At 74.4% G+C, this 12,196-nt stretch carries 8 protein-coding genes; 6 read left to right on the top strand and 2 right to left on the bottom strand.

Translation table 11 applies throughout. From position 1 onward, the window contains the following. Positions 1-2,973, top strand: a 2,973-nt coding sequence (locus AB0O01_RS17780) for an SDR family NAD(P)-dependent oxidoreductase (protein ID WP_365314393.1), incomplete at its 5' end; no start/stop codon positions are given. A gap of 85 nt (positions 2,974-3,058) precedes the next feature. Here the strand turns inward: AB0O01_RS17780 and rfbA are convergent. Then, positions 3,059-3,964, bottom strand: a complete 906-nt coding sequence (gene rfbA / locus AB0O01_RS17775; RefSeq protein ID WP_365314392.1) for a glucose-1-phosphate thymidylyltransferase RfbA — start codon at positions 3,962-3,964, stop codon at positions 3,059-3,061. A 241-nt stretch (positions 3,965-4,205) separates the two neighbouring features. On the opposite strand from rfbA, the gene AB0O01_RS17770 reads away from it, so the two are divergent. Then, positions 4,206-5,423, top strand: a complete 1,218-nt coding sequence (locus AB0O01_RS17770; RefSeq protein WP_365314390.1) for a class I SAM-dependent methyltransferase — start codon at positions 4,206-4,208, stop codon at positions 5,421-5,423. Between the two features lie 20 nt (positions 5,424-5,443). After that, positions 5,444-6,418: a dTDP-glucose 4,6-dehydratase gene (gene rfbB, locus AB0O01_RS17765; protein ID WP_365314424.1), complete on the top strand. Its 975-nt coding sequence runs from the start codon at positions 5,444-5,446 to the stop codon at positions 6,416-6,418. A gap of 138 nt (positions 6,419-6,556) precedes the next feature. Here the strand turns inward: rfbB and AB0O01_RS17760 are convergent, their stop codons facing one another. After that, positions 6,557-8,122 (bottom strand): IucA/IucC family protein, encoded by a 1,566-nt coding sequence (locus tag AB0O01_RS17760; protein ID WP_365314388.1) that lies wholly within the window; start codon positions 8,120-8,122, stop codon positions 6,557-6,559. Positions 8,123-8,345: 223 nt separating this feature from the next. On the opposite strand from AB0O01_RS17760, the gene AB0O01_RS17755 reads away from it, so the two are divergent. From AB0O01_RS17755 to AB0O01_RS17745, 3 genes are all read left to right on the top strand, one after another. After that, complete coding sequence (locus AB0O01_RS17755) at positions 8,346-9,962, top strand: IucA/IucC family siderophore biosynthesis protein (RefSeq protein WP_365314387.1); 1,617 nt, start codon at positions 8,346-8,348, stop codon at positions 9,960-9,962. Between the two features lie 68 nt (positions 9,963-10,030). Then, the gene (locus AB0O01_RS17750; RefSeq protein ID WP_365314386.1) at positions 10,031-11,347 is read left to right on the top strand and encodes a VWA domain-containing protein; all 1,317 of its coding nucleotides are present in this window, start codon (positions 10,031-10,033) and stop codon (positions 11,345-11,347) included. Next, positions 11,347-12,144: a hypothetical protein gene (locus tag AB0O01_RS17745; protein WP_365314384.1), complete on the top strand. Its 798-nt coding sequence runs from the start codon at positions 11,347-11,349 to the stop codon at positions 12,142-12,144. Before AB0O01_RS17750 ends, AB0O01_RS17745 begins: the two co-directional genes overlap by 1 nt. Positions 12,145-12,196: the final 52 nt, after the last annotated feature.

Genomic DNA, 12,196 nt, shown 5'->3' with positions numbered 1-12,196 from the left:
CTCCTCCACCCCACCCTCGACACCCCCACCCCCCACCTCCCCTTCACCTTCACCGGCATCACCCTCCACACCCCACCCCCCACCGGCCCCGTCGAAGCCCATGTCGACACCGCGACGGGCCGGGTCATCCTGCTCGGCGCGGACGGCCAGGTCTTCGCCCGGATCGAGGGCGTGACCCTGCGGCCCGCCGCGCTGGAGAACCCGGGGCTGCACACCCTCACCTGGACCCCGATGAGCGAGCCGGAGGCCCGACCGGACCACACCGACTGGGCGTGGGTCGGGTCGGCCGACTCGGCGCGCTCAGCGAACTCGGCGGGCTCAGCAGGCTCAATGGCCTCAGCGGGCTCAGCGGGCTCAGCGGATTCGTCCGTACTCGACACCTTCTGCACCCGTCACCCCGATCTCGCCTCGGTGCCCACCGAGGACCCCGTCACCACCGTGCTGGTGCTGGACACCCCGGCCCCGGCGGAGTCCCTGGCCCTGGACGGGCTGCCCGCGCTCCTCGACTCGCTGCGGGGCTGGCTGACGGGGCCCGCGCATCCGGCGAGCCGGCTGGTGGTGCTCACCCGGGGGGCCGTGGCCGCCGGTGAGGGTGAGCGGGTGAGTCCGGCGGTGGCCGCCGCGCGGGGTCTGGTGCGCAGTGCGCAGACGGAGAACCCGGGGCGGATCGTCCTGGTGGACACGGATGGCCGGGAGGACTCGGACCGGGCGCTGCGGGCGGCCGTGGCAGGGGCCGTGGCGGCGGGCGAGCCGGAGGTGGCGCTGCGCGCGGGCGCGGTCCTGGTGCCCCGGATCACCCGGGCGGCCCCGCCGGAACCGGCGCTGCCGCCGGGCCCGGAGCCGTGGCGGCTGGCGCCGGGGGCGCATCGGACGCCGGACGATCTGACCGTCGTCCCCTGGCCCGGCGGTGCGGAGCCGCTCGGTGCCGGTCAGGTGCGGATCGCCGTACGGGCCGCCGGGCTGAACTTCCGGGATGTGCTGATCGCGCTGGGGATGGTGCCGGAGCGGAATGTGACCATGGGTGCCGAGGGTGCCGGAGTGGTGGTCGAGACCGGTCCGGGGGTCACCGATCTGACGGTGGGCGACCGGGTGATGGGCTACTTCGACGGGGCGTTCGGGCCGATGGCCGTCGCGGACCGGCGGCTGGTGGCGCGGATGCCCGAGGGCTGGTCGTTCGCGCGGGCGGCGGCGGTGCCGGTGGTGTTCCTGACGGCCTACTACGGGCTGGTGGACCTGGGCAGGGTGCGGCCCGGGGAGAAGGTGCTGATCCATGCCGGTGCGGGCGGGGTGGGGATGGCCGCCGTCCAGCTCGCCCGGCATCTGGGCGCGGAGGTGTTCGCGACGGCGAGTCCCGGCAAGTGGGGGGCGCTGCGGGAGCTGGGAGTGGCGCCGGAGCGGATCGCGAACTCGCGCACGACGGCGTTCGAGGCGGAGTTCCGGGCGGCGACCGGCGGGGCCGGGGTGGATGTCGTACTGAACTCGCTGACCGGTGAGTTCATCGACGCGTCGCTGCGGCTGCTGTCGGCGGGCGGGCGGTTCCTGGAGATGGGGAAGACGGATGTCCGGGACAAGGCCGGGGTGGAGGCGGAGCGGCCGGGGGTGGCGTACCACGTGTACGACCTGACGACGCTGGCGCGGACGGAGCCCGGGGTGCCGGGCGCCGATCCGGAGCGGATGCGGGAGATCCTGGCGGAGGTGCTGGCGCTGTTCGACCGGGGGGTGCTGGAGCCGCTGCCGCTGACGGTGCGGGACATCCGGCGGGCCAAGGAGGCGTTCCGGTTCCTGGCGCAGGCGCGGCACGTCGGCAAGGTGGTCCTGACGGTCCCGGCGCCGCTGGATCCGGACGGCACGGTGCTGATCACGGGTGGGACGGGGGCGCTGGGCGCGGAGGCGGCCCGTCATCTGGTGCGGGAGCACGGCGTGCGGCATCTGGTGCTGGCCAGTCGGAGCGGCCCGGAGGCGCCGGGGGCGCGGGAACTCGTGGCGGAGCTGCGGGAGTCGGGGGCGTCGGCGGCGGTGGTGGCGTGCGATGTGGCAGTGCGGGAGGAGGTGGCCGGTCTGCTGGCGGGGCTGTCCTCGGCGCGTCCGCTGACGGCGGTGGTGCACACGGCCGGGGTGCTGGACGACGGGATCGTCACCGCGCTGACGGACGGGGCACTGGAGCGGGTGCTGGGGCCGAAGGCGGTCGCGGCCCGGCATCTGCACGAGCTGACCCGGGATCTGGATCTGGCGGAGTTCGTTCTGTACTCGTCGTACGCCGGGGTGTCCGGCGGGCCGGGGCAGGCGAACTACGCGGCGGCCAACTCCTTCCTCGACGCCCTCGCCCGGGAGCGGACCGCGCTGGGGCTTCCGGCGGTGTCGCTGGCGTGGGGGCTGTGGGAGCGGGAGAGCGGGATGACGGGTCATCTCGGGACGGCGGACCGGGAGCGGCTGGCCCGGGGCGGGCTGGTGCCGCTGACCACCGGGCGGGGCATGGCCCTGTTCGACGCGGGGCGGGCGCTGGCGGAGCCGGTGGTGGTGGCGACGGCGTTCGACGAGGGGGCGCTGCGGGAGCGGGGTGAGGCGCTGCCGGCGCTGCTGCGGGACCTGGTGCGGGTTCCGGCGCGGCGGGCCCGGCCGGGGCCGGACGCCGGGGCGGCGGCCGGGCAGGCGGGGCCGGACGAGCTGCGGGTGCGGCTGGCGCCGCTGTCGGCGCGGGACCGGACGCGGATGCTGATGGATCTGGTGCGGACCCATCTCGGCGCGGTGCTGGGGCACTCCGATCCGGGGGCGATCGGCGCCGACCGGGCGTTCGAGCAGTTGGGTCTGGACTCGCTGATGGGGGTGGAGCTGCGCAACCGGCTGAATCTGGCGACGGGGCTCCGGCTGCCGTCGACGGCGGTCTTCGACCATCCGACGGCGGCGGAGCTGGCGGTGCGGCTGGACAGCGATCTGCTGCCGGGGGAGCGGGAGGGGGTGCCGGTGGGCGGGTGAGCGGGTGAGGTGGGTGAGCGGGTGAGCGGGTGAAAGCGTCCGCCCGCCCCGGGGGTGACCGGGGGCGGGCGGACGCGGTGTGGAGTCAGACAGCGGTGGAGGCGGCTGTGGCGGCTGCGGTGGTGAGTTCCTCGGCGACGGCCATCACATACCGGCCGTAGGAGGAGTGGGCGATCCGGGCGCCCAGGCGGTGGCACTGGGCGCCCGTGATGAAACCCATCCGCAGGGCGATCTCCTCGATGCAGGCGATGCGGATGCCCTGCCGTTCCTGGAGGGTGTGGACGTAGTGCCCGGCCTGGAGCAGGGATTCGGGGGTACCGGCGTCGAGCCAGGCGAAGCCGCGGCCCAGATTGACCAGATGGGCCCGGCCGCTCTCCACATAGCGGCGGTTGAGGTCGGTGATCTCCAGTTCGCCGCGGGCGGAGGGCCGCAGGTTCTTGGCGAGGTCGACGGCGGTGCCGTCGTAGAGGTAGAGGCCGGTGAGGGCGAGGTTGGAGCGGGGGTGGGCGGGCTTCTCCTCGACGGACAGCAGCCGGCCGGCGGAGTCGGTCTCGCCGACGGCGTAGCGGCTGGGGTCGCCGACCCGGTAGCCGAACAGCACGCAGCCGTCGAGGGCGGCGCGGGCGTCGGCGAGGATCCGGTAGAGGCTGGGGCCGTGGTAGATGTTGTCGCCGAGGACGAGGGCGACGGGGTCGTCGCCGATATGGGCGGCGCCGATGAGCAGGGCCTCGGCGATGCCGTTGGGTTCGGGCTGCTCGCGGTAGGTGAGGTGGATGCCGTAGTCGCTGCCGTCGCCGAACAGCCGCTGGAACTGGGGCAGATCGGCGGGGGTGGAGATGATGAGGATGTCGCGGATGTCTGCGAGCATCAGCACGCTGAGCGGGTAGTAGATCATCGGCTTGTCGCCGATCGGCAGCAATTGTTTCGATGTGGCGAGAGTCAGCGGGTGAAGTCTGGTTCCGGACCCGCCCGCGAGAATGATGCCTTTCACAGGGATTCTCCTGCCTTGCCTCCGGGAGTGGCACGCGACGCTGGACATTAATCCGGGCCGCTGTCGATCCCCGCTCGACGGTGGGTGGACCGGGTGAACGGCCGGGCGGACGGGCTGAACCGCCGGGCGGACCGGGTGAACCGCCGAGTGAACCGGGTGGGCGGACGGGCGGACCGGGTGGGCGGGCGGTGTCCAGCGGCCTTCTAGCTGCCTTCGAGAGGCGGCCGACAGGATCGTCGCCATGACTGCATGCCGTATCTGCCAGGGCTCGGTGCACCAGTTCTTCGACTTCGGCAGCCAGCCGCTTTCCGACGGTTTTCTCCGTCCGGAGGACACCTCCGGGGAATTCTTCTTCCGGCTCGCGGTGGGAGTGTGCCGCAATTGCGCGATGGTGCAGTTGCTGGAGGAGGTGCCGCGCGAGCGGATGTTCCGCGAGGACTACCCGTACCAGTCGTCGCTGTCGGTGCGGATGCGGGAGCACTTCGCCCGTACCGCGCACCATCTGCTGGACACCGAGTGCGCCACCGGTGATCCGCTGGTGGTGGAGATCGGCTGCAACGACGGGGCGATGCTCGGCACGGTCGCCGGGCGCGGGGTGCGGCATCTGGGCGTCGACCCGTCGCGCGATGTCGCCGAGGTGGCCGCCGGGAAGGGCGTCCGGGTCCGGGTCGACTTCTTCGAGGAGTCGCTGGCCCGGGAGGTCGCCGCCGCCGAGGGACCGGCGCAGGTGATCTACGCCGCCAACACCATGTGCCACATCCCCTATCTGGACTCGGTGTTCCGGGGGGTGGACGCGCTGCTCGCGCCGGACGGGGTGTTCGTGTTCGAGGACCCGTATCTGGGGGACGTGGTCGAGCGGACCAGCTTCGACCAGATCTACGACGAGCACTTCTATCTCTTCTCGGCGACCTCGGTCCGGGCCGCGGCCCGGCTGCACGGCTTCGAGCTGGTGGAGGTGGAGCGGCTGCCGGTGCACGGCGGCGAGGTCCGCTACACCCTGGCGCGGGCCGGGGCGCGGACGCCGTCGGAGCGGGTGGCGGCGCTGGTCCGGGAGGAGGCCGAGCGGGGCATCGCGGAGATCTCGACGCTGGAGCAGTTCGGCTCCCAGGTGAAGCGGAACGTCGAGGATCTCGCGGCGCTGCTGCACCGGCTGCGCGAGGAGGGCGCCCGGGTGGCGGCCTACGGGGCGACCGCGAAGAGCGCGACGGTCACCAATTACGGCGGTATCGGCCCCGATCTGATCCCGGCCGTCTATGACTCCACCCCGGCGAAACAGGGACTTCTCTCGCCGGGCGCGCATATCCCGGTACGGCCGCTGGAGGAATTCTCCGAGCCGTATCCGGAGTACGCGGTGCTGTTCGCCTGGAATCACGCGCAGGAAATCATCGAGAAGGAGCACGCGTTCCGCGAGCAGGGCGGCAAGTGGATTCTGTACGTACCCGAACTCCACATCCTGTGACCGCCACCGCCGCCGCCGCCGTGCCCACCCGGCTTCTGGTGACCGGCGGGGCCGGATTCATCGGTTCGCACTATGTGCGCTCGCTGCTGTCCGGTTCCGCAACGCCGGACGGGGTTCAGGTGACCGTCCTGGACAAGCTGACGTACGCCGGGAACCGGGCCAATCTGGCGCCCGTGGAGGGGCATGCCGGGCTCCGTTTCGTGCGGGGTGACATCTGTGATCCCGATCTGGTCGGCGAACTCGTGAAGGACGCCGACCAGATCGTCCACTTCGCCGCCGAGTCCCATGTGGACCGGTCGATCGCCGGGGGCGACGAGTTCGTCCGGACCAACGTCCTCGGCACCCAGACCCTGCTGTCGGCGGCGCTGCGGTCCGGGGTGGAGCGGTTCGTGCAGGTGTCGACGGACGAGGTGTACGGGTCGATCGCCGAGGGGTCCTGGCCGGAGGGCCACCCCCTCGCGCCGAACTCGCCCTACGCGGCGTCGAAGGCGGCGTCCGACCTGGTGGCGCTGTCGTACCACCGGACGCACGGACTGGACGTCCGGGTGACGCGCTGCTCCAACAACTACGGGCCGTACCAGTTCCCGGAGAAGGTGATCCCGCTGTTCGTGACCCGGCTGCTGACCGGCGGGAGGGTCCCGCTGTACGGGGACGGCTCGCAGATCCGGGAGTGGCTGCACGTCGACGACCATGTGCGGGGCGTGGAGCTGGTCCGCACGGCCGGGGCGCCGGGCGAGGTCTACCACCTCGGCGGCGGCACCGAGCTGACCAACCGCGAGCTGACCGGGCTGCTGCTCCGGGCGTGCGGCGCGGACTGGGACCGGGTGGAGCGGGTCACCGACCGCCTCGGCCACGACCGGCGCTACGCGCTCGACTGGTCCAAGTCCCGCGACCGCCTCGGCTACCACCCGCGCCGCGACTTCACCGAGGGCCTGGCCGCGACGGTGGCGTGGTACCGGGAGCACCCGGAGTGGTGGGGCGCTCCCGACGGCTGAGGAGCGGTGGGCCGCCCCCGACGGCCGGCAAGCGGAGGGCCGTCCCCGGCGGCCGACGAGGGTGGGCCGCTCCCGGCGGCCGGCGAGCGGGGCGGGGCCGTACCGGGTCACCGGCGGGGCAGCCGGGAGGTCGGCCCGTCAGCCCCGGAACGGGTTCGGCAGCGGACGGTAGCGCGCGTCCGCGCCGTCCGCCTCCGTCCAGCGCAGCAGCAGATTCGTCTTGCCGGGCAGGGTCGGCGCGGCGAGCAGGGCCGGGATCTCGGGAACGGCGTGGCGGGCCAGCTCGCGGCGGACGGCGGGCCAGGGGTCGAAGCCGGGCCGCTGCTCGGCGAGCGCGCCCGCGACCTCCAGCAGATGGTTCACCACCAGGCAGTACACCAGCCGCTCCCACCCGGCGGCCCGCCCCACCTCCGCCACCAGTTTCACGCCCTCCGCGTCCCGGTACAGCGCCCGCACGGGCGTGCCGTCCGCCGCGCAGACGACGACCGCGTTCTGGAGGTGCGCTTCGAGGACGACGCCGTGACCGGCGAAGGCGGCCAGCACCGGGGGCACCACCGCCGCGAGATACGCCTCCCACCAGCGCCCGGGGTCGGTGGCGGCGGCGAGCGGGCTGCCGGGGAAGCCCTCCACCAGCGCGGCGGCCAGATACGGGGTCGTCCCCGGCGGCACCTGCGCCCGCAGCCCCGCGCGGCTGAGCACCGCGAGTTCCTCGAAGGCGAAGTCGGCCGTCCGGTACCCAAGGTCGCCGAGCCAGCCACCGGGGGCGCCCGGCGCGGCGAAGGCGGCCGTCACCGCGCCGTCCGTCCGGCGGAGCCTGCGCAGATCGTGGCGCCAGAGCCGCCGGATGTCGTTGGTGATCCGGACGTCCAGGCTGAACTTCAGGAAGAAGTCCCCGGCGGACCGGTCACCATCCACCCCTGAGGCGCCCTCCTCGGACCCGGAATCCCCCGCCCCCGGCACATACACCGTCCGGATCGCCGCCGTCGGCCACACCGCGAACGGTGTCGTGCCGAGCCGGATCAGGCGGCCGTCGGCGAAGGCGGGGGCGAGGCGGTCGCCGAGCAGGGCGAGCTGCCAGGGGTGGGCGGGCAGCGCGCGGTAGCCGGGCGGGACGGTACCGAGGGCACCCAGGGCGTCCAGGGCGCTCGTGTCGCCCTCCTCCACCACCGCGTCCGCGCGCAGCCCGAGCAGCGTGAGCGGGAAGCGGGCGTACGCCTCCGGCGCGTACGGGAGCCAGCCGCTCGCCGGACCGCCGCCGCGCGCCTTGGGCGCCGGGTGATGGGGGTGGCCGGTGAGCAGGGACTGTTCGGAGAGCAGATACGGGTCCCGGGGCGGCTCGGCGTCCGCGCGGGCGGCCAGCAGTGCCGCCACCACGTCCCGGCTGTCCCGCATCTCGGCGGGCAGTGCGGCGTTGGCGCGGCCGGTGTGCCGGGTCAGCTCCTCGGCGACCAGGTCGACCAGGCCGGTGTGGGAGAGCGGCTGCCACTGTCCGTTCGTGCAGACTTCCGGTTGGGCGGGCCGCCGGTCGCCGCGCACCCGAAGCAGCCGTCCGGTGCCGAGGAGCCGGTAGGTGAACCGTTTCCCCGGGCCACCGTCCGGTGTCACCGCCTCGGCGGCCTCCCGCAGCAGACAGTTCAGCAGCGGCGCGGCGGCGAGGGCGTCGGCCGGGACGCCGGTGGCGGCGGGCGGGGGGATGGGATCCACGCGTTCTTCTCGTTCCCTGCGGCTCGTACGGTTCATTGGGGCGGGGACGATCAGTATCCCCCGCACGACGGACCCGCCCGCCCGCACCCACGACCGACACCACCCGCCCCACGACCGGCGCCACCCGCCTCATGCCCAGCACCACCCCACCCAGGCACGAAGCAAAACCCACGCACCACGCAACCCGCCCCAGGCACCACGCACCACCGGAGGTAGACCCCCCGTGTACCCACCCCCCGCAGCCGCCGACGAGGTCGCCGCCGAGCTGGCCCTGGTCCGGCCCGGACTGACCGCCGGGTTCCGGGCGGAGCTGCCCCGCGCCCGCGCCGCCGTGCTGACCCGGCTCTGGCGGGCCCTGGCCCATGAGCCGCTGCCCTGGGTCGAGGCCCGCGACCGCTCCGCCGACGGCGTCACCCTGCGGCTGCGCGACGGACGGCGGCTGCACGGCCCCGCCGCCGACCCCTACGCGACCCGCGCCTACGCCCCCGCCGTCGACCTGGACGGCCGCCCCTACGACGACCCGGCCCGCCTGCTGGCCGCCCTCGCCGTCCCGCACGGCGACGGGTTCGCCGCCGAGCTGGCGCACAGCGCGGCCTCCCTGGCGCTCTCCCGGGCCGCGCAGCGGGAGCTGCCGGACGAGACCCCCACCCGGGACCGGGAGTGGGAGCAGCGGGTCGTGGACGGGCATCCGTACCACCCCAACTGCCGGGCCCGGCCGGGCTTCTCGGTGGCCGAGCAGTTCGCGTACGCGCCCGAGCACCGTCCGCTGGTGCGCCTGGGGCTGGTGCCGGTCCCGGCGGACCGGGCGCTGGTGTCGGGCGACTGGCCGGACGCGCTGCGCGCCGGGAGCCGTCTGCTGGTGCCGGTGCACCCCTGGCAGGCGGCCCACGTCCTCAAGCCCCGCCACGACGAAGAGCGGCTCCGCCACGACGGAGAGCGGCGGCGCAACGACGACGAGCGGCGGCGCTACACCGAGGCCGGACACACCCACACCCCCGCCCACAACCACCGGCACCACCACCACCCCTACGACGACAACCGCCCCGCGCACCCCCTGATGTCCCTGCGCACCCTCGCCCTCCCCGCCGGACCCCATGTCAAGACCGCCCTGAGCGCCCGTCTGACCTCCTCCGTGCGGGACATCTCCGTCCCCTCGGTGACCTCGTCCGCGCTGCTGTCGGCCTTCGCGGAGCGCCTGGCGGCGCGGACGGACGGGCTGCTGCACATCACCCGCACCCTGGGCGCGGTCACGGACGGCACACCTGAACTGGCCGCCGTGCTGCGGGAGTCGCCGGAGGTGTACGCGGGCCGGGGGGAGCGGGTCGTACCGGTGGCGGCGCTGCCGCTGACCGGGCTGCCGGAGTCGGCGGCCTGGCTCACGGACTTCGCCCGCCTCGTCCTCGCCGTGGGTCTGCGGCTGCTGGAGCTGGGGGTGGCGCTGGAGGCGCACGGGCAGAATCTGCTGGTCGTGCTCTCCGCCGAGGACGCGCCGGTCCGGCTGGTGTACCGGGATCTCGCGGACATCCGGGTCAGCCCCGCCCGGCTGGCCGGGCACGGTATCGAGGTCCCGGCACTGCCCGCCCGCATCCTGGCGGACGATCAGGACGCCCTGCGACGCAAGCTGTTCGGCTCCCTGGTCGCCGGGACGCTGGCGGCGACGGCGGGTTCGGGCCCCGCCCTGGGTGCCGTACTGGACGCCGCCCTCGCGGATCTGCCCCGCACCCCCGACACCCGTGCCCTGCGCGAAGGCCCGGTCCCCGCGAAGGCGTTGACGCTGATGCGGCTGACGCCGGACCGACAGGGCGATCTCTGGGCGGAGTTGCCCAATCCACTTCGGTGACCCACCGTCATACCAGCTCTTGACCAACCGTTTTGAAGCCGGTTACCCACGCTCAATAGGATCCGCCGATGATCACAAGTACACGGCGGGCGGCGGGCGTGGGTGCCCTGCTGGCCGCGCTGGCGGCCGGGCTCGCGTTCCCGTCCACGGCGCTCGCCGACGAGACCGACGAGACCAGGGCCCCCGCGCCCCAGGTCAATCTGGTGCTGGACGTGAGCGGCTCCATGCGGGAGCGGGACATCGACGGACAGTCCCGGATGGCCGCGGCCAAGCAGGCGTTCAACGAGGTGCTGGACGCCACCCCCGAGGAAGTGCGGCTCGGCATCCGCACCCTGGGCGCGGACTATCCGGGCGACGACCGCGAGCGGGGCTGCGAGGACACCGCGCAGCTCTACCCGGTGGGCCCGCTGGACCGGACCGAGGCGAAGACGGCGGTGGCGACGCTGGCGCCCACCGGCTGGACCCCGATCGGCCCGGCGCTGCTGGCCGCCGCCGGCGACTTCGACGGCGGGACCGGCGCGGACGGGGCCACCGGCTCCCGCCGCATCGTGCTGATCAGCGACGGCGAGGACACCTGCGCCCCGCTGGACCCCTGCGAGGTGGCCCGGGAGATCGCCGCGAAGGGCATCGGCCTGACCATCGACACCCTGGGGCTGGTCCCGAACACCAGGATGCGGCAGCAGCTCAGTTGCATCGCGGAGGCGACCGGCGGTACGTACACCTCGATCGAGCACACCGACGAGCTGACCGACCGGGTGAACCAACTGGTGGACCGGGCGGCCGATCCGGTGGTGGTGCCGGTCGCGGTGGAGGGCGCGGACCGCTGCGCCGGGGCTCCGGCCCTGACGTCCGGTCTCTACACCGACCGCCAGGAGTTCGGGCAGGCCCGCTGGTACCGGGTGGAGGTGGCGCCGGGCCAGGAGGTGCGGGCCTCGGTGAGCGTGTCGGCGGACCGGGCGGTGGCCCCGCACTACGGGGTGCTGCTGCGGGCGGTGACGGCGTCGGGCCGGGAGATCGTCCGGGGCGAGGCGGCCGGGACGGGCCGCACGGACGTCCTGTCGACGGGCCTGCGCTACCCGAGGCCGGAGGCCGAGGACGAGGACGACGAGAACGAGAACGAGAACGAGAACGAGACCCCGGAGACGGTGTGCCTCCAGGTGACCCACTCCTTCTCCCCGGCCTCCGGCGTGAAGACCACCCCCGGTCTGCCGCTGGAGCTGACCGTGGACCTGGTGGACGGGCCGTCGCCCGCGTCCGATGTGGCCGCGTTCGGCCTGGGGCGCGGCTGGTGGCTGCTGGGCGCGCTGGTACTGACCGGTTTTGTGGCGGGGCTGCTGTGGGGCTGGGTGTCCCGCTGGCGGGTCGCGGTCTGGAGGACGAGCTGATGCGGATCGTACGAGCGCTGACGGGCGCCTTCCTGACCCTCGCCCTGGCGACGGCCCCCGCGGCGGCGGACACGACCCCTTCCCCGACCGGCGATTCCCCCTCCGGGGCCCCGACCTCGGCGGGCACGTCGTTCCGCACCGCGACCGAGCTGGCCCAGGCGCAGCCCGGCACGGCCGACGCCTCCGCCGGTGACTACCTGTACTGGTCCTTCCCGGCCGACTCCGGGCAGCGCCCGACCGTCACGGCGACGGTGGAGCTGCCCGAGGCGCATGCCGCGCAGACCTGGCAGATCGACGTGTACGACGGTCTGCGGCGCCGCCAGGCGTGCCAGTACGGGGCGCAGACCCGGACGGCGGCGGCCGGGGCGGCCTCGGTCGAGCTGGCCTGCACCCTGCGGACGGTCCGGGCGTGGTCCGAGCCGTGGGCGAACGACCCGCTGCCGGGCACGTACTACGTCCGGCTCACCGCGCCGGGCCTGCCGACCGCCGATCTGGGGCTGCCGGTCCGCACCGAGGTGCGGGTGGACGCCCGGGACATCGGCGGCGCGGCGGCGGTGGACGGGGCGCTGTCCGAGCCACTGGTGCCGGGCGTGGGGGTCACCTCGGCGCAGGACCCCGAGGACGACTCGACGACGACGGCGGCGGTGCTCTCCGCGATCGAGCCGGAGGACGGCTGGGCGTCGGGCCGCTGGTCGGACCGCTGGGTGTGGACGGCGATCGGCGGCGCGCTGGCCGCGCTGGCGGGGGTCGGCGGCTACGCCCTGACCCGGGGTTCGGGCCGCCCGCCCCGCCCCTGACCGACCACCGGAAGGCCCGCCGCACCCCCTGTGGCGGGCTTTCCCCATCCCC

It is taken from the genome of Streptomyces sp. NPDC093252 (genome assembly GCF_040683675.1).
In the GTDB taxonomy this organism is placed as follows: domain Bacteria; phylum Actinomycetota; class Actinomycetes; order Streptomycetales; family Streptomycetaceae; genus Streptomyces.
The sequence above is the reverse complement of the archived record's forward strand: the minus strand, read 5'-3'. Positions and strand labels throughout refer to the sequence as shown.

Bases quoted from the DNA above. Each gene is read 5' to 3' on its own strand.
- AB0O01_RS17770 (WP_365314390.1), top strand. From the start codon at position 4,206: ATGACTGCATGCCGTATCTGCCAGGGCTCGGTGCACCAGTTCTTCGAC.
- AB0O01_RS17750 (WP_365314386.1), top strand. From the start codon at position 10,031: ATGATCACAAGTACACGGCGGGCGGCGGGCGTGGGTGCCCTGCTGGCC.
- AB0O01_RS17745 (WP_365314384.1), top strand. From the start codon at position 11,347: ATGCGGATCGTACGAGCGCTGACGGGCGCCTTCCTGACCCTCGCCCTG.